General features: G+C 72.2%; 16 protein-coding genes and 1 tRNA gene. 8 read left to right on the forward strand and 9 right to left on the reverse strand.

Annotated elements, in window-relative coordinates; all coding sequences use genetic code 11:
- The first annotated feature begins 171 nt into the window (after positions 1–171).
- The 3 genes from dnaG to EKD16_RS07615 all read left to right on the forward strand — a co-directional run bounded on the left by dnaG (position 172) and on the right by EKD16_RS07615 (position 5,137).
- Positions 172–2,061, forward strand: coding sequence for a DNA primase (dnaG, locus tag EKD16_RS07600; RefSeq protein WP_131097738.1), 1,890 nt, complete (start codon positions 172–174; stop codon positions 2,059–2,061).
- A gap of 86 nt (positions 2,062–2,147) precedes the next feature.
- Complete coding sequence (gene rpoD / locus EKD16_RS07605; RefSeq protein WP_242677401.1) at positions 2,148–3,266, forward strand: RNA polymerase sigma factor RpoD; 1,119 nt, start codon at positions 2,148–2,150, stop codon at positions 3,264–3,266.
- 563 nt (positions 3,267–3,829) lie between these two features.
- Entirely contained in the window at positions 3,830–5,137 is a 1,308-nt protein-coding gene (locus tag EKD16_RS07615) for a glycoside hydrolase family 18 protein (protein ID WP_207391454.1), read from the forward strand.
- Positions 5,138–5,155: 18 nt separating this feature from the next.
- On the opposite strand, the gene EKD16_RS07620 is transcribed toward EKD16_RS07615, so the two are convergent.
- Positions 5,156–5,683, reverse strand: coding sequence for a pyridoxamine 5'-phosphate oxidase family protein (locus EKD16_RS07620; protein WP_242677285.1), 528 nt, complete (start codon positions 5,681–5,683; stop codon positions 5,156–5,158).
- A gap of 94 nt (positions 5,684–5,777) precedes the next feature.
- Here EKD16_RS07620 and EKD16_RS07625 point away from each other — a divergent pair, with 94 nt between their 5' ends.
- Entirely contained in the window at positions 5,778–8,840 is a 3,063-nt protein-coding gene (locus EKD16_RS07625) for an FAD-binding and (Fe-S)-binding domain-containing protein (RefSeq protein WP_131097739.1), read from the forward strand.
- Between the two features lie 42 nt (positions 8,841–8,882).
- Here the strand turns inward: EKD16_RS07625 and EKD16_RS07630 are convergent, their stop codons facing one another.
- On the reverse strand, positions 8,883–9,374 hold the full coding sequence (locus EKD16_RS07630; RefSeq protein WP_131097740.1) for a hypothetical protein: 492 nt from the start codon (positions 9,372–9,374) through the stop codon (positions 8,883–8,885).
- A gap of 5 nt (positions 9,375–9,379) precedes the next feature.
- Positions 9,380–9,739 (reverse strand): hypothetical protein, encoded by a 360-nt coding sequence (locus tag EKD16_RS07635; protein ID WP_131097741.1) that lies wholly within the window; start codon positions 9,737–9,739, stop codon positions 9,380–9,382.
- A 147-nt stretch (positions 9,740–9,886) separates the two neighbouring features.
- Here EKD16_RS07635 and EKD16_RS07640 point away from each other — a divergent pair.
- From EKD16_RS07640 to EKD16_RS07650, 3 genes are all read left to right on the forward strand, one after another.
- Positions 9,887–9,959, forward strand: a tRNA-Asn gene (locus EKD16_RS07640).
- Between the two features lie 125 nt (positions 9,960–10,084).
- A complete protein-coding gene (locus tag EKD16_RS07645; protein WP_131097742.1) occupies positions 10,085–10,324 on the forward strand; it encodes a ribbon-helix-helix domain-containing protein in 240 nt (79 codons plus the stop codon).
- On the forward strand, positions 10,321–10,758 hold the full coding sequence (locus EKD16_RS07650) for a type II toxin-antitoxin system VapC family toxin (protein ID WP_131097743.1): 438 nt from the start codon (positions 10,321–10,323) through the stop codon (positions 10,756–10,758). Before EKD16_RS07645 ends, EKD16_RS07650 begins: the two co-directional genes overlap by 4 nt.
- Before the next feature lie 15 nt (positions 10,759–10,773).
- Here the strand turns inward: EKD16_RS07650 and EKD16_RS07655 are convergent, their stop codons facing one another.
- Positions 10,774–11,955, reverse strand: coding sequence for a DUF418 domain-containing protein (locus tag EKD16_RS07655; RefSeq protein WP_242677286.1), 1,182 nt, complete (start codon positions 11,953–11,955; stop codon positions 10,774–10,776).
- Positions 11,956–12,111: 156 nt separating this feature from the next.
- Here EKD16_RS07655 and EKD16_RS07660 point away from each other — a divergent pair, with 156 nt between their 5' ends.
- Entirely contained in the window at positions 12,112–12,603 is a 492-nt protein-coding gene (locus EKD16_RS07660; protein ID WP_131097744.1) for an NUDIX domain-containing protein, read from the forward strand.
- A gap of 375 nt (positions 12,604–12,978) precedes the next feature.
- On the opposite strand, the gene EKD16_RS07665 is transcribed toward EKD16_RS07660, so the two are convergent.
- The 5 genes from EKD16_RS07665 to EKD16_RS07685 form a co-directional block, all read right to left on the reverse strand.
- Positions 12,979–13,863, reverse strand: coding sequence for an SAM-dependent methyltransferase (locus tag EKD16_RS07665; protein ID WP_242677287.1), 885 nt, complete (start codon positions 13,861–13,863; stop codon positions 12,979–12,981).
- Between the two features lie 250 nt (positions 13,864–14,113).
- Complete coding sequence (locus EKD16_RS07670; RefSeq protein WP_131097746.1) at positions 14,114–14,593, reverse strand: thioesterase family protein; 480 nt, start codon at positions 14,591–14,593, stop codon at positions 14,114–14,116.
- Complete coding sequence (locus EKD16_RS07675; protein ID WP_131102204.1) at positions 14,590–15,582, reverse strand: 3-hydroxyacyl-CoA dehydrogenase NAD-binding domain-containing protein; 993 nt, start codon at positions 15,580–15,582, stop codon at positions 14,590–14,592. Before EKD16_RS07675 ends, EKD16_RS07670 begins: the two co-directional genes overlap by 4 nt.
- Positions 15,583–15,741: 159 nt before the next feature.
- Complete coding sequence (locus tag EKD16_RS07680) at positions 15,742–16,641, reverse strand: BKACE family enzyme (protein ID WP_131097747.1); 900 nt, start codon at positions 16,639–16,641, stop codon at positions 15,742–15,744.
- Positions 16,638–17,573: a TetR/AcrR family transcriptional regulator gene (locus tag EKD16_RS07685; protein ID WP_242677288.1), complete on the reverse strand. Its 936-nt coding sequence runs from the start codon at positions 17,571–17,573 to the stop codon at positions 16,638–16,640. The genes EKD16_RS07680 and EKD16_RS07685 overlap by 4 nt, the downstream gene beginning before the upstream one ends.
- Positions 17,574–17,621 lie beyond the last annotated feature (48 nt).

Below are 17,621 nucleotides of genomic sequence, written 5' to 3' on the forward strand. Positions count from 1 at the left end.
CGGCGCGCCGGGTGCGCGCCGCGCAACCGGCCCGTTGCCGGGCGCAGGCAGCGGTGCGCGGTTCTCGCGAACGGCCGGGCGGGTCGGTCGGGGGCGGCTCCCCGCCCGGATTCCACAGCGGCACCATCCGCCGTCGCCGGGTGTCGGCGGCACGAACTACGCTGGTTTACCGTGGCCGGCAGGATCAGAGACGAAGACGTCGCGCTCGTGCGCGAGCGCACCCCCATCGCCGACGTGGTGGGGGAGTACCTGCAGTTGCGCAGCGCGGGCGGCGGCTCGCTGAAGGGCCTGTGCCCCTTCCACGACGAGAAGTCCCCCTCGTTCAACGTCACTCCCGACCGCGGGCTCTACTACTGCTTCGGCTGCGGCGAGGGCGGCGACGTCATCCGCTTCATCCAGCAGATCGAGGGCCTCGGCTTCGTCGAGGCGGTCGAGTCCCTCGCCCAGCAGTCCGGCATCCGGCTGCGCTACGAGGCCGGAGGCGGCTACACCGCCCGCAACGACCAGGGGCAGCGCCAGCGGCTCATCGAGGCCCACCGCGAAGCCCAGCGCTTCTACGCCGAGCAGTTGCTCGCCCCGGCCGCGCAGGAGGGGCGGCGCTTCCTCACCGAGCGCGGGTTCGGCCGCGCCGACGCCGAGCACTTCGGAGTCGGCTACGCGCCCGGCGGGTGGGGGGCGCTCACCGGCCATCTGCGCGACAAGGGGTTCAGCGACCAGGAGATCATCACCGCCGGACTGGCCGGGCAGGGACGCCGCGGCGCCTACGACAAGTTCCGCAACCGGCTGGTGTGGCCGGTACGCGAGGTCACCGGCGAGGTCGTGGGTTTCGGCGCCCGCAAGCTCGACTCCGACGACGACGGACCCAAGTACCTCAACACCCCCGAGACCCCGATCTTCAAGAAGGGCCACCTGCTCTACGGGCTCGACCTGGCCAAACGCGAGATCTCGCGCGAACGCCGCGCCGTCGTCGTCGAGGGCTACACCGACGTCATGGCCTGCCACCTGGCGGGTGTGCCCACCGCCGTGGCCACCTGCGGCACCTCCTTCGGCGAGGACCACCTCAAGGTACTGCGCCGGATGCTGCTGGGCCGCTCCAACCAGGGCGGCGAGGTCGTGTTCACCTTCGACGGCGACGCCGCCGGGCGCAAAGCGGCCGTGCGCGCCTTCGCCGAGGAGCACGGGTTCGCCTCCGAGACGTTCGTGGCGGTCCAGCCCGACGGCCTCGATCCCTGCGATCTCCGCCTCCACAACGGCGACGCCGCGGTGCGCGACCTGGTCGCCGACCGCAAGCCGCTGTACGAGTTCATGGTCCGCACGGTCATCGAGCAGTACGACCTCGACACCGCCGAGGGCCGCATGGCCGGACTCGACGCCGCCGCCGAGATCGTGGCCGGCATCCGCAACGAGGGGGTGCGCAAGCTCTACGGAGTCAACCTGGACCACTGGCTGGGCATCATGGACGAATCGTTCGTGCAGCGGCGGGTGGCCCAGCACGTCTCGGCCCGCCGCAACCGCCCGGGCGAGGCACCGGCCCGGCGCCCCGCACCCCAGGCGCCGCCGGGTGCGGCGGCCGAGGCGCCCTACGACCTGCGCGACCCGTCGCTGCAGCGTGAGCGCCAGGCACTGAAGATCGCCGTGCAGTACCCGGCGCTGGCCGCCGAGTTCGACGAGCTGGATCCCGAGTCGTTCACCGTGCCTCAGCACCGCGCCGTCCACACGCTGATCAGCGGCCAGGGCGGTGTGGCCGCGGCCGGCGAGCCGCAGCAGTGGGCGGCGGGCCTGCGCGACGCCGCCCCCGACGAGGCCCAGCGCGCGTTCGTCACCCGCCTGGCGGTCGAGCCGATCGAGGTCTACGGAGAACTCGACGGGCATTACGCCCAGGAAATTCTAGGCACAATCAAGATTCATTCCATCAATCGCCAGGTGGCAAACCTGAAATCCCGGCTGGGTCGGCTGGACCCCTCCTCTCAAGCTGAGGAGTACCAGCGCGTCTTCACCGATCTGATGGCTGTTGAGCAGCAGAGACGCCTGATGCGCGAGCGCTCCGGCGGTGCCGCGTAGCACACAGGTGACAAAAATAGTCCTCACTATTCCGCCGTGCTATCGGGCAGACTGGAGACGTGGCTCTAACGGTGCTGCCCGGCGAAATGCCACCGATCACCCAGGTGGCGCAACTGGTCGCGGGCGCAGGCTCCGGGGAGATGGTGACGGTCGGCGACGTCGCCGCGGCCCTGGACCGCCTCGATGCCCCGCCCGAGTCGTTGGACCAGGTGGTGCGCGGCCTTGCGCAGCAGGGCGTCGACGTCGTCGACCCCGCCGCGGACGATCCCGCGCCCGCCGAACTCGTGCGCAAAGCACCCGCCAGCGACCTGGTGCGCATCTACCTGCGTGAGATCGGCCGCGTTCCGCTGCTCACGGCAGAAGAAGAAGTAGACCTGGCCAAGTCCATCGAAGCCGGCCTTTTCGCGGGGGAGAAGCTCCGCCGCTTCGGCCCCCTCGCGGACACCGACGACACGCTCGACCTCGAACTGATCGTCGACGAAGGCGAGCGCGCGAAGCACCGCCTGATCGAGTCGAACCTGCGTCTGGTGGTCTCCATCGCCAAGCGCTACCTCGGCCGCGGCCTGCTGCTGCTCGATCTGGTCCAAGAGGGCAACCTCGGCCTGATCCGGGCCGTAGAGAAGTTCGACTACACCAAGGGATTCAAATTCTCGACCTATGCCACCTGGTGGATCCGGCAGGCCATCACCCGGGCCATCGCCGACCAGGCGCGCACCATCCGCATCCCGGTGCACATGGTCGAGACCATCAACCGGCTGATGCGCGTGCAGCGCCAGCTGCACCAGGAATTGGGCCGCGAACCCACCCCCGCCGAGATCTCGCGCGAGCTCGGATTCGCCGACGCCCGGGTGCAGGAGATCCAGCGCATCGCCCAGGAGCCCGTCTCGCTGCATGCCCCCATCGGCGAGGAGGACTCCGACTTCGGCGACTTCATCGAGGACACCGACGCCGTCGTCCCTGCCGACGCGGCGGCGTTCACCCTGCTGCAGGACCAGCTGCTGGCCCTGCTCGCCGGCCTGACCGAGCGCGAGCAGCGCATCATCCAGCTGCGCTTCGGTCTGCGCGACGGCCACCCGCACACCCTGGAGGAGGTGGGGCACGAGTTCGGAGTCACCCGCGAGCGCATCCGCCAGATCGAAGCCAAGACCCTGGCCAAACTGCGCCACCCGTCCCTGGCCAAGACTTTGCGCGACTTCCTGTCCTAGGCCGTGTTCAAGGAATGCTCGTTCGGTCCGGCTCGCATGGGCGGCCGGGCCGTGCGGCTCGGATCCGTTACGCCGACTTGCCCGGACTTGGCCGGACTTGCCCCCGGTCGGGCAGCAGGCTGATTGCTGGGGAGCAGACCGGGGACGGTGGCGGGTCGGCGCCCGCGGTCGAGGGAGCGGGGACCGCCGGCGGCTGTGCGCGCCACCGGCGAGCCCCCGGCCCGGTGGGCGCAGGATCAGCCGCCGGGTACACCCCCCACGGGCCAGGGGTTGAGGTGGGTGAAGCCCTCCTGGAGCTGGTACGGGTAACAGGGATACGGCGCCGTCCGGGCGCTCGCGGCGTCGAGCCGCGCCGCCTGGTCGGCCGTGAGACTCCAGCCGACGGTGCCGAGGCGGTAGACGAGGCCCTGTGTCCGCCACGTGCCCCGCGGTCCCTCGCAGGGCCGGATGCGGCCGCCGCGCGCGCCGGCGTGTGCGGTTAGGTTGGCGGTGTGAAGGGCCAGGCGAGACCGGAGCGCGGGTGGCGGCGTAGTCGCGCTCCGCGCACGCGTACCGGTCGGGCGGTGCTCGGCGTCGCCGCGGCGGCGCTGGCCGCGGTGCTCGCCGCAGGGGCCGTGGCCGCCGTCGACGCAGTGAGGAGCGGGTCGAGCGCAGTGCACCGCATCGCCTACTTCGCCGACTGGAACCAGGCCGTGCGCGACTACCGGGTCTCAGACGTCGCCGACAGCGGCGCCGCGGCGCGGTTGACCCGGCTGATGTGGGCCTTCGGCGAGATCGACGCCGACGGCCGGTGCCACATCCCCGACGACAGCGCCTGGGAGCTGTACCAGCGGCGCTACTCGGCCGCGGAGAGCGTCGACGGCGCGGCCGACTCCTACGAGCAGCCGCTCGCCGGCGGCCTCCGCCAGCTGCGCGAGCTGCGCGAGCGCTACCCCGAGCTGGGCGCGAGCATCTCGCTGGGCGGCTGGAACACCTCCGTCCACTTCTCCACCGCGGTGCGCACCGAAGAGTCGCGCCGCGAGTTCGTGTCCTCGTGCCTGGACCTGTGGCTGCGCGGCGACCTGCCGGTACGCGACGGCGAGCCGCAGGGCGGGCCGGGCGTCGCCGCGGGCGTCTTCGACGGCATCGACCTCGACTGGGAGTGGCCCGGCGGCGACGGCCACCCGGACAACATCGAGCACCCCGCCGACCGCCGCAACTTCACGTTGCTCGTGCGGGAGTTCCGGCGCCAGCTCGACGAACTGGGGGACCAGACCGGACGGGAGTACACGCTCTCGGCGTCGCTGCCCGGCGACACGCAGCGGATGCGGGACGGCTACGAACCCGAGGTCTTCGAGCCGCTGGACTTCGCGACCGTGCAGGGATACGACCTCACCGGCCCCTGGAGCAGCGTGACCGGCCACCATTCCCAGCTCTACGCCCCCGAGGGCGCCGCTCCGGCGGTGGGCGTGCACAGCGTCGTACAGGGCTACCTCGAACACGGGCTGCCCGCGGAGAAGCTCGTCGTCGGCTTCCCCGGCTTCGGACGCGGCTGGCGCGGCGTCGGGCAGCAGACGTCGTTCGGCCGCCGGGCCGAGGCGGAGGCGCCGGCGTCGGGCGACTACGGCGAGCACGCCGCCTCCTACGCCGAACTGGAGCAGCGCGACGCCCGGCGCTACTTCGACCCGGTCAACGGCGCCTACTGGCTCGTCGACGGTGGCGAATGGTGGTCCTACGACACCCCCCGCGTCGTCGCCCGCAAGGGCGCCTACGCCCGCGAGCGCGGCCTTGGCGGCCTGATGCTGTGGAACCTGGACATGGACCCCGAGGGCGATCTGGTCCGCGCCATGGACACCGCCCTCGACGGGGACACGGCGGCGCCATGGGAATAGCTCGTCGACGGTGTTCTCTCAGCCGTCCCGGTGCTCGTCGACGAGTCCGCGGTCGGGGTGCCAGTGGCGGACGCGCAGCTTGTCGCCCTCCACCGACGTCACGGTCGCCTCGGTGAGCAGCACACGGAACAGGTGGAAGCCGCCGGGGTCGGCGCCCGGGTCGGCGAGCAGGGTGCGCGCCTCGCCGGCGTCGGTCACCTCCACCGCGACTCCGGCGACCTTCGCGTCGCCCGGGTCCATGGAGTCGTCACCGGGGTTGGCGTGCAGCGCCAGACGTCCGTCGCGGCGCAGGTCGTGTGCCTTGCGGGCGCCCGGCATCGAGCCGAGCAGCAGTTCGTCGCCCCGCAGATCCACCTCGGTGCCGCTGACGCGCGGGGAGCCGTCGCGGCGCAGCGTCGCCAGGACGTGGTGCTTCGCCGCGCCGAAGGCGGAGCGCACCTGCGCCGCGAAGCCCGGTTGTGCCGCGGCGAACTCTCCCCAGGACACGGCCGCCGCCGCGTCCGCCGAGTCGCTCGTCTTCGCCGATTCCTCCGGTGTAGTGTCCATACCGCGATTGTCACCGGGAAAACTGCCATCTTTCGTCAGGAATCGCCGCGGCGTTCAGGTTGTCACTCCCGGCACCGCGCGCCACGCTGGGATCATGCCCGAAACGACCTCCCCAGCGGACCTGCCCGACATCGACCTCGACGGCTTCCGGCGCGCCCTGCGCCGCGACGTCTCCGGGACGGTGGCCTTCGACTCCGGAGCACGGGCCCTCTACACCGCCGACGCCTCCAACTACCGGCACGTGCCCGTGGGCGTCGTACTTCCGCGGACCGTCGACGACGTCGTCGCCGCGGTCGCCGCATGCAACGCCTACGGGGTTCCGCTGACCAACCGCGGGGGCGGTACCAGCATCGCGGGCAATTCGATCGGGCAAGGGCTGGTCATCGACACCTCGCGCCACCTCACCGGCATCGAGGAGATCGACCCGCAGCGGCGCACCGCACGCGTGCAGCCCGGTGTCGTCCTCGACGACCTGAAGGCTGCGGCGGCGCCGCACGGGCTCACGTTCGGACCCGACCCCTCCACGCACAGCAGGTGCACCATCGGCGGGATGATCGGCAACAACTCCTGCGGCTCGCACTCGGTCGCCTGGGGCACGACGGCCGACAACGTCGACTCGCTGGACGTGCTGCTGCACGACGGCACCCGGATGACGGTCGGCGCCACCGGCCGCGACGAGCTCGACCGGCTCGCCACGCTGCCCACCCGCGAGGGCCAGGTCTACGCGGCGCTGCGCGAACTCGTGAACACCTACATGGGAGACCTGCGCACCGGCATGCCCCAGCTCTCGCGGCGCGTCTCCGGCTACTCGCTGGACCGGCTGCTGCCCGAGAACGGCGGCCACGTCGCCCGCGCGCTCACCGGTACAGAGGGCACCTGCGTGACCGTGCTCGGGGCGTCGGTCCGGCTGGTGGAGTCTCCGCCCTCCCGCATCCTGGTCGTGCTGGGCTACCCCGACGCCCCCGCCGCGGCCGACGCGGTGCCCGAGCTGCTGGCCCACAGCCCCCTCACCGTCGAGGGCCTCAACGAGCAGCTCGTCTCGCGGGTGCGGCGCCCGGGCGGCGGGCGCACCGAGCTGCCTTCCGGTGCCGCCTGGCTGATGGTCGAGGTCGGCGGCGCCGACGCCGCCGAGGCGGCCGAGCGCGGCAGGGCGATGCTGCGCGACCTCAAGGGCGCCGCTCGTCCCGTGGACGCCGCGGTCGTCACCGACCCCGCCCACGCCCGGGCCCTGTGGCGCATCCGCGAGGAGGGGTCGGGCCTGGCCACGCGGGCCCCCGACGGCACCGAGGCGTGGCCCGGTTGGGAGGACGCCGCGGTGCCTCCGGAGCGGCTGGGCTCCTACCTGCGCTCCTACGACCGCCTGATGGCCGACCACGGGTACCAGGGGGTTGTCTACGGCCACTTCGGCGAGGGGTGCCTGCACGTGCGAGTCGACTTCGGCCTCGCCGACCCCGACGGCCGCCGCCGGTTCCGCTCGTTCATGGAGGAGGCAGCCGACCTCGTCGCCGAGCACGGCGGATCGGTCTCCGGCGAGCACGGCGACGGGCAGGCGCGCTCGGAGCTGCTGCCGCGGATGTACAGCGACCGGGTGATGCGGGCGTTCGGCGAGTTCAAGTCGATCTGGGACCCGCGCAGCCGGATGAACCCGGGCGTCATCGTCGACCCGCTGCCGCTGGACGCCGACCTGCGCCAGGCCGCCCTGCCGGCGGCACCGCTCACCGTCCTGGACTATCCCGAGGACCAGGGCGACTTCGCGCGGGCGATGCGCCGCTGCGTGGGCGTGGGCAAGTGCAGGCGGCACGAGGGACCGGGCGTGATGTGCCCGAGCTACATGGTGACCCGGGAGGAGAAGGACTCCACCCGCGGGCGCGCCCGCATGCTGTTCGAGATGCTCAACGGCGAGGTCATCACCGACGGCTGGGCCTCGGAGGAGGTGCGCGACAGCCTCGACCTGTGCCTGTCCTGCAAGGGCTGCCGCAGCGACTGCCCGGTCAACGTGGACATGGCCGCCTACAAGGCCGAGTTCCTGCATCACCACTACCGGGGGCGCGTCCGTCCGGCGTCGCACTACTCGATGGGCTGGCTGCCGGTGTGGGCGCGACTGGCGGCACTTGCGCCCGCGGAGGCCAACCGGGCGGGCGGCGCGCGCCTTCTCGGCGACGCCGTGAAACGGGTGGGCGGCATCGCCCGGCAGCGCGGCATCCCCGAGTTCGCGCACACGACGTTCACCCGGTGGTTCCGCCGGCGCGCCAAGCGCAAGCAGGGCGGGCCGCAGGCGCAGCGCGGCCTGCGCGGGCTGCTCGGCGGCGCACTGCGGCGGCGCCCGGCGGCCGCGGAGCAGGACACCGACACCGACACTGCCCGGGCCGGGGCGGCCGCGGGCACCTCGGGGGAGCGGGGCACCGTCGTGCTCTGGCCCGACACCTTCGGCAACTACCTGGAGCCGCAGATCCCCGCGGCGGCCGTGCGGGTACTGGAGGCCGCCGGTTTCAGGGTGGTGCTGCCCGAGGGGCAGGTCTGCTGCGGCCTGACGTGGGTCTCCACCGGGCAGCTCGGCGTCGCGCGCGAGGTCATGCGCCGCGCGCTGCGGGCGCTCGCCCCGCACGTGGAGGCGGGTGTGCCGATCGTCGGCTTGGAACCCAGTTGCACCGCGGCGCTGCGTTCGGACCTGGTGGAGCTGCTGCCGGGGCGGGCCAGTGAGCGGGTGGCGGAGTCGGTGTACACCCTGGCGGAGTTCCTCAACACCCACGCCCCCGACTGGGAGCCGCCGCGCGTGGACGCCCGCGCCATCAGCCAGGTGCACTGCCACCAGCACGCGGTCATCGGCTTCGACGCCGACCGCAAGCTGATGGAGCGCGCCGGTATCGACGGCGACGTACTGGAGTCGGGCTGCTGCGGCCTGGCGGGCAACTTCGGTTTCGAGGCCGAGCACTACGAGGTGTCCAAGGCGGTCGGCGAGCGCGTCCTCCTACCGGCGGTCCGCGAGGCCGACCCGCGGACGCTGGTGCTGGCGGACGGCTTCAGCTGCCGCACCCAGATCGACCAGGAGGCGGGGCGCCCGGCCGTGCACCTGGCGGAGGTCCTGGCGCGCGGATTGGCCGAGGAGGAGGCGAAGGGAGCCGGAGAGCCCGCGGATCGGACGCGTCCACGCCGCTAGGGCTTCAGCCGTCGCGGGAGGTGCGGCCGCCGCCCGCCGGGCTCATACCCCCATCTGCTCGCGCAGAGCGGCGAGCGCGGGCCCGGCGCGCTCCGCGACGCGGGGGTCCTGCGGATCGACGCCGTCGTCGACGTGCACCTGCCAGGAGATCTCCGACCCGCCGGGGGGCCGCCGGGCCACCAGCCGGAAGCCGCGGCCCTCGTCGGGTCCCTCCAAGGGGATGTGGCGGGTGACGACGATGGTCGCGGTCACCCGCTCGTAGACGACCTCCGCGAGCCGCCCGGGCTCGTCGACGCGGAACACGCGGCGGCCGTGCCCCTCCTCGGTGAAGGTGAAGCCCTCCTCGGTCCACCGCGCGCGGTCGATGTGCTCCCACGGCACCACATGGCCGTCGGGCAGGTGCAGCGCGCGATCGGTGGCCACCAGCGCGTCGTCGCCTCCCCCGGTACGGGCGAGGACGCGTTCACCGCGCCGGAGGGCGAGGCGGGAGCGCAGGCCCTCGGGCAACCCGGCGGTGCGGCGCAGCGGGCGCACGGCTCTCAGCGCGCCCCTCCGGGCCCGCGGGACCCCGTATCGGGATCGGTCCCGTTCAGCCCGCTCCCGCGCCCGCGGCGGCCGTCGGGGCTCATCCCGTGCAGCTCCGCGGCCTCCTCCTCGGTCGGCCGCGCGAGGAAGTCCTTCAGCGAGGAGACGGGCATCCGCTCGGCGACCCTGCCGTAGACGGCCTTGGAGGCCCCGCTCACCTGAGCACCCACCACCCCGGCGGTCTCCTGCACCGCCGGGCTCTCGGCGATGCGCCGCGCCGTGCGCACGATCTGCTCGTAGCGCTGCTTGCCGGCCTTGGCTCCCAGCACGTATCCCACAGCGAGGCCGGCGACGAACGTGATCCGGTAGCGCATAGGTCCCTCTCCCGTCGGCGGTGCTGCCCACAATGACGTTACCCCGTGGCCGCCGGGAAATCCTGTCACGAGCACACCCGCGTATGCGCTAGTCTATTCGTGTCGCCGCAAGAGGAAGCTCCCTCCACCGCAGGCGGCAGGGTCCCATCCCGCGTAGCTCAATCGGCAGAGCAGCCGGCTGTTAACCGGCAGGTTACTGGTTCGAATCCAGTCGCGGGAGCTTCTTCAGCCAGGTCCGTAGGGCCTGGCTTTTCTCATGCCTGGTGTACCCCAGCGGCGCCTCCAACCGGCTCCGATACGCCAGGCTCAAAGAGGTGTTAGGCGTGTATGGGTTAGTATCGGTACATGTCGATGCAGCGAACCAATGTCTACGCGGATCCCGAGGATCTGGCCCTGATCAAGGAGGCCGCGCGGCGCCGCGGTGTCGCGGAGGCGGAGATCATTCGCGAGGGCCTGCATCTCGCCGCCATGGCGAATCGGGTCTGGGACGACCCCCTCGACTGGCCGAGCTTCGGAGGCAGCGGTGAGGCCGTGACCCGCGACGAGATCACCGAGACCATCGCCGAGGGGCGCCGTGGCGCATGATCGTCATCGCCGACACCTCGGGAATCATCGCCGCTTCCGACCGCAACGCGCCTGAGGCGGCAGCCTGCCGGTCTGTGTTGGAGAAGGCCGGTACGGTGATCGTTTCCGGGATGGTCCTGGCCGAACTGGACCACATGGCCAAGGCCCGGTTCGGCTCCGAAGCGCGGAGCCGATTGCTGGACCACCTTCTCGCCCAGGTGCATCGCATGCGCTTCCGGATCGCGGAGACGAGCATCGACGTCATCGATACCGCGCGAGCCGTGCAGCGGCGCTACGCGGCCCTGGATCTGGGTCTCGCCGACGGCGTCAACGTCGCCCTGGCCGCCGAGTACCGGACCGACGCGCTGTTGAGCCTCGACCGGCGCGATTTTCGAACCGTGCGCCCGCTCACCCCGCATCAGACGTTCCGCCTGCTTCCGGACGATCTCGCCTGAATCAGCGGCGCGGACTCATCGCTCCGTGCGGCGGGAGTCGTCGGTCAGGCGGCGCAGCAGGATCTCGGCGGGGCCGCGGTGGTTGAGGCGGCGCATGGCGTCGGCCAGGGGGATGGAGAGCAGCCAGGTGCCGGCCGCGACGGCTACTGCGGCGGCGAGGCCGAGGTCGTTCTCCAGGTCCAGGCCGTAGGGGTAGAACAGCGCGACGAAGACCGCCGACTGGAACAGGTAGAAGGTCAGGGAGCGCCGGCCCAGGGACTCGACGGCGGTGGTGAGCGGGCCGCGGCGGCGGGATGCGTAGACGGCGATCAGGGCGACGACGGCCGTCATGCCGATGCCGCCGCAGAAACCGGCGACCGGCTGGGCGAGGGAGGCCGCCCACAGCCCCGCGGTGGACGGAGCGGTCCACAGGCCCGCCTGGATGAGCGCTGCGGGCAGGCTGCCGAGCAGGGAGACCGCGGTGCCGGCGACGGCGGTGCGCACGAGTAGGCGGCGGTGGCGGGAGGGAGCCTCCAGGATGGTGCGGCGCGCCGCCCAGATGCCCAGAAGGGCGGCGGGCAGCAGCGCGAGGGTGGCGAAGAACAGGCCGTAGGGCCAGCCCTGCACGCGGGCCAGCAGCAGATCGGCGAAATCGCGCGTCCCGGCGGTGACGCTGCCCGCCTCGTAGGAGGTCAGGCCCCGCGACATCGTGAACCACAGCGCGAACCCCATGGACGCCACCGACGGCACGGCGCTGACCGCCGCGCTCCACAGCAGGGTCGCGTCCTTGGTGCGCAGCAGGCCGGCCACGAGCAGCGCCGTCAGCCCGTACGGCGCGAGGATGTCGAGCGGCACCAGCAGCAGGACGTGCGCGAGCCCGATGGCCATCAGCCACCGGCCGCGGCGGCGCAGCAGCTTTCGGGCGCCCGGCCAGTCGCCGTGCGGCATCCGCCGGTTCATCAGCTGCACCAGCGCGTAGCCGAACAGGAACGCGAACATCGGCCGCGCGTGGTTGCTGACCAGCAGCATGTGCAGGAAGTGGATGGCGTCGTCGATCGCGGACGGTCGGTCCTCGACGGCGGTGACGAACAGCGGGCCGTGCGCGAGCGCGATGGGCAGCAGCATCGCCCCCCGTGCCAGGTCGGGCGCCAGGGCCCGCGGCGGGCGCTGGGACATGCCGTCTCCCCGATCGGCCGACTGCCGGGTGGATGTGTTCACGACCGGGCTCCTCGGGTCTTGCGTGTGCGGCTTCGGCGACCCCGCCTACAAGATACATCATGTATTTCGTGTATATCGGATGAGACTCTTCGCGAGTGCGGCCGGTGTCGGCCGAGCCTGCTTCAATGGGTCGGGAACCGACGGGGGAGGGGCCCTATGGCGAAGACGAGTGCGGGGCTGCTGCTCTACCGGCACGGGGCAGCGGGCTCGGTCGAGGTGCTCATCGGGCACATGGGCGGGCCCTTCTGGGCGAAGAAGGACGAGCGCGGCTGGTCGGTGCCCAAGGGCGAGTACTCCGCCGAGGAGGACCCGCTGGCCGCCGCCCGGCGCGAGTTCGCCGAGGAGCTCGGCCGCCCGGCGCCCGCGGGGGACCCCTTCGCGCTGGGCGAGGTGCGCCAGTCCGGCGGCAAGACGATCACCTGCTTCGCGCTGGAAGGCGACTTCGACACCTCCCGGATCGACGGCAACACCTTCGAGTTGGAGTGGCCGCCGAGGTCGGGGCGCGTGCGGGAGTTCCCCGAGATCGACCGCGCGGCGTGGTTCGACCTGGACACGGCGCGGACGAAGCTCGTCAAGGGGCAGGTGCGGCTCGTCGACCTGCTGGCGCGGGAACTCGGCGTGCAGGAGGACGTCGGCGCCGGCAGCTGAATGCGCCGTCCTCCGGGGCGGAGGGACGCTGCTCGTGCGGGCGCTCGCGCAGACGCAGTTGTCCGCGTGCGGCCCTCCGCCGGTATGGCGAAGCCCCGCCCGCCCGGCGGGTTCGCGGCGGTATCGGCGGGCACGGGCGCGCCGGCGCCCTTCCCGCCGGCAGCGCGCCGGGCCGGCTCGGTGGCGGGATCGGCGACCCGGCCGTGCCCCTGAGCGCGTGGCCGGGGGCACGGCCGAGGAGTCGTGGTGCGGCCCCGGTGACTCGGGCGCCTTGTCGCAGGGACGGTGGGGGCGAGCCCGCCGGGACACCGGCCACGGGGCGCGGCCGCGCAGGGGCGCGGCGGCCGGACCGCTGGGGGAGGCGAGAGGGCCGGGTCAGGGCTTGACGGCGACTCCGCCGACGATGATGTTCTCGTTGCGCGGCGGCATCGTGTAGGAGCCGGCGGACTTGGCGTCCGGGGGCAGCGGCCGCCACTTGTTCAGCGCCACCAGGCCGGGTTCGACGAGCGGCCAGTCACCGAAATAGGCCCGGATCTGGTCGGGAGTGCGCCACATTCCGGTCTTCAGCCGCTCCAAGAACGCCGTCTGCAGACGCTCGGCGCGCCGGGCGTCCTCCGGGAGCTCGGCCGGGTCGGGCTCGCAGAAGTGGCTGACCACCAGGGAACTGCCGGGTGCCAGCACCTCGCGCAGCAGGCGGGCGATTCCGTCGGGGTCCTCGTCGTCGGCGAGATGGTGCAGGATGCCGCCGAGCATCAGCCCGAGAGGGCGTGAGAGATCGATCAGCCCGGTGTTCTCGGCCTCCTGCAGCACCTCCTGCGGCCGGGTCAGGTCGTTGCAGAGCACCACGGTCGTGTTGTTGTCCGCCAGCAGGGCCCGCGCATGCGCCAGCACGATCGCGTCGTTGTCGACGTAGACGACGCGTGCCCGCGGGTTCGACTCGTGGGCGACCTCGTGGACGTTGCCGTCCGAGGGGAGCCCCGAACCGATGTCGAGGAACTGGTCGATCCCCCGTTCGGCGGCCAGGTACCGGGTGGAGCGCTGGACGAACGCGCGGTTGCCCATGGCCAGGTCGGTGACGCCGGGAACGACCGATTCGGCGTAATTGGCCATGTCCCGGTCGACTTCGAAATGGTCCTTGCCGCCCAGGTAATACGAGTACACCCGGGCGATACTCGCTTTCTCCGTGTTGATCTCGGGAACGACGGGGCTGTAGGCGTCGCCGGCGCGCTTCATGAACTCCGGGGACTCGAAACCAGGCATCGCCATCCTTTTCAGGGGGGAAGTCGGCCGATGGTTTTCGGAGTCTATGCCCGCGAAGTGGTACCGGTCACCACTTCATGCATTCCGGGGGTCGGTGATCGGACCGAATCACGGATCTCCCCGACGCCCATACGCGAGGCTCCGGGCGCGGGCGCACCCTGTCGGGCGGAGTGGCGGCTCCGGGTGGCCCGGCCCCTACGCACCGGTGCCCCCGGTCCGGAGTCGACGCCGCCGGGCCGGACCCGCCGCATCAGCCCACGGCGCGTCCCGCGTAATCGGGCGGCTCCTCCACGGCCGAGCGCAGCCGCTCGGCGACGGCCTCGGGAAAAGGCGCCGTGCGCTGCTCGTGCTGGTCGACGTGCAGCGCCATCAGTTCCTCGGTCGCGCGCAGTTCCCCATCCAGCCGCATCTCGTGGCACAGGCGCACCTTCTTCGCGCCCGCCGCCACCACGCGGGTGCGGATCTCCACCTCGCCGCCCTCGGGCACTTCGCGCAGGTAGCGCACGTGGGCCTCGACCGTGTACAGCGAGTTTCCGGTGCTCTCCCGGTACCCGGGCCCCAACCCGACGCGCTCCATCAGGGCGTCCGTGGCGAATCCGAAGAGCAGGACGTAGTACGCCTCGCTGAGGTGGCCGTTGTAGTCGATCCACTCCGGCAGCACCTCTCGGCGCAGCACGGCGGCACTCGCCCGCCCGGCGGAGCCCGGGTCGGCGGGCGTCCCGGCGCTCACCGGCCGGCCTTCGCGGCCTCGCCGGCCTCCTCGGCGTCGACCTCGGCCAGCGCGCGCATGACGGCGATCAGCCGCCGGTCGCGCTGGGCGATCAATTCGGCGGTGGAGCGTCCCGCGACGACCTCGTCGGTTTCCCGCACCATCGCGTCGCGCAGCTCGCCGGTCAGTTCCGGGGATTCAAGGCGAGTCCACGGAGATTTTAGGGACGGACCGAAATGGTCGAGCATATGTGCCATGCCCCCTTCGCCCCCGGCCATGTGGAATGTCAGGCAGGGACCGAAGAACGCCCAGCGCAATCCCGGGCCGGCGGTCATCGCCAGGTCGATCTGCTCCACGGTCGCCTCGCCCTTGTCGACCATGTGCAGCGCCTCGCGCCAGGCCGCCTCCTGGATCCGGTTCCCGATGAAGCCGGGGAGTTCCCGGTCCATGGCGATCACGGACTTGCCGGCGGCGCGGTAGAAGTCCGCGGCCCACTCCACCGCCCACGCCGCGGTGGCCTCGCCGCCGACGACCTCGACCAGCGGCACGAGGTAGGGCGGGTTGAACGGGTGGCCGACCACCAGGCGCTCCGGCAGCTCGGCCTTGACCTGCATCTCGCTCATGGAGTAGCCGGAGGTCGAGGAGCCGATGACGACGTGGCCGGGTGCGGCGGCGTCGATCTCGGCGAGCAGGCCGATCTTCACGTCCAGCCGCTCGGGCGCGCTCTCCTGGACGAAGTCGGCCTCGGCGACCGCCTCGGCGAGCGTGGCGGCCACGCTCAGGTTCTCGGTGGAGGCGCCGTCGGCCAGGCCGAGACCCGTCAGCGCGGGCCAGGCCGCGGCCACCAGTTGGCGCAGCCGGGACTCGGCGTCGGGCGCCGGGTCCCAGGCCACGACCCGGTAGCCGCGCGCCAGGAAGTGGGCGACCCAGCCGCCGCCGATGACGCCGGCGCCCACGCACGCCACCGTGCGCACGGCGTCGGGGTCGACCGCGGCGCCGGGACGCGGCACCCCCCGTTCGGATGAGGGGATGCCGTCGGCGGGGTCCTGCGGGCGCGCGGGGCCGGGTGCGGACGGGGCGGTGGCGTCGGGGCCGGTGTTTTCGGGAAGCACAGAAGTCCTTCGTCGTCTGCGGTGGTCAGGTGCTGTGGCGCGGCCGGTGCGGCGCGGTCAGCCGGCGCTGCGCAGCTTGAGCTTGGCGCGGGCCTCGTCGGGCGTGCACACGCGCGCGCCCAGCGACTCGATGATGCCGGCGGCCTTCTCCACCAGTTGGGCGTTGGTGGCCTTGACCCCGCGACTGAGGTAGAGGTTGTCCTCCAGCCCCACGCGGGCGTGCCCGCCCAGCAGGATGGACTGCGCGACCCAGGGCATCTGCATCCGGCCGATCGCGAAGCTGGCCCACTGCGCGCCCTCGGGCAGCAGGTGCACCATCGACTGCAGCACGCCCGGGTCGGCCGGGGCGCCGTAGGGGATGCCCGTGCACAGCTGGAACATGGACGGGTCGTCGATGAGCCCTTCGGCGTACATGCGCTTGGCGAACCACAGCTGCCCGGTGTCGAAGATCTCCAGTTCGGGCCGTACGCCCGACTCCTGGATGCGCTTGGCACCGGCGCGCAGCATTTCGGGGGTGGAGACGTAGACCAGGCTGCCGTCGCCGAAGTTCACGCTGCCGCAGTCGAGGGTGCAGATGTCGGGGAGCAGCTCCTCGACGTGGGGGAGCCGGTCGAGGCCGTTGACCAGGTCGGTGCCCTCGTCGAAGGCCATCGGGTCGTCCTGGCCGATGACCAGGTCGCCGCCCATACCCGCGGTGAGGTTGATGACGACGTCGGTGCCGGTCTCCTTGATGCGCTCGACGACTTCCCGGTAGAGGGCGTTGTCGCGCGAGGGCGCCCCGGTCTTGGGGTCGCGCACGTGGATGTGCACGGCGCTGGCGCCGGCGTCCGCGGCGGCCACCGCCGACGCGGCGATCTCCTTCGGGCTCACCGGCACGTGCTCGCTCTTGCCGACCGTGTCCCCGGCGCCGGTGAGCGCCGCGGTGAGGATGACGTCGGTGTTCATGGTCTCGTTCACTGTCGGGTGACTCCTTCGATGCGGGTGGCGACGAACTCGCGCAGGATCTCGCGCATCTGCTGCACGCTGCGCCCCGGACGGCGGGTCAGCACCGGGATGGCCAGGCCGTCGATCAGCGCGGTGAGGTGCATGGCCATGGCCTCGGGGTCGCAGTCGCCGCGGAAGACGCCCTCGGCGATGCCGTCGCGCAGGGTCTGGGCGATGGTGTCGTGCCAGCGCTGGTAGTAGCCGGCGTGCAGCTCGCGCAGGTGCGGGTGGAGCGTCGACTCCGTCCAGACCTGCATCCAGATCGACCACTCCAGGGTGAGGTGGCCGGGGTAGGGGAGCTGCAGTTCGATGAGGCGGTGCAGCCGCTCGCGCGCTTCGGGGATGCTGTGCAGTACCGCCACCTGCCGGTCGAACGCCTGCTTGGAGGAGCTGCGCAGCGCCTCGTCGAGCAGGTCGCTCAGGGTGGGGAAGTGGTAATGGATGGTGGCGCTGGAGGTGCCGCAGGCACGCGCGATGTCGGCGGTGCGCACCGCGTGGTAGCCGTGCTCGGCGATGAGCTGCCAGGCGGCCTCGATGATCTGGCGCCGCCGGTCGCCCGATCCGGAGCGGGGCGCCGGTACGGACGCCCCGTCGGCGGAGCGGCGGTGAGCGGCGTCGGGCGGCGTGTGGCGGCCCGGCGGGATGGCGACGACGGTCGCCGCGTCGTCGCGGCCGTTGAGCAGCCAGTTGACGGTGACGTCGGCGGCGTCGGCGATCCGGATCAGCTCCTCGGCGGAGAAGCGCCGGGTGCCTTTCAGCGACTTGGAGAGCTTGGACGGCTCCAAACGCACGGTGTCGGCGAACTCGCGCTGGGAGCGGCCCGAGCGCAGGATGAGTTCGCGAACCCGCTGCCGCAGGCCCTCCAGGGGGTCGGGACCCTCGTCCACGTCGATAGTGTCGCTCACGAATGGCGACCGTAGCAGGGAACTAGCGAAAATCGCAACGCCGCACCC

The organism is Streptomonospora litoralis (genome assembly GCF_004323735.1).
Taxonomy (GTDB): Bacteria; Actinomycetota; Actinomycetes; order Streptosporangiales; family Streptosporangiaceae; genus Streptomonospora; species Streptomonospora litoralis.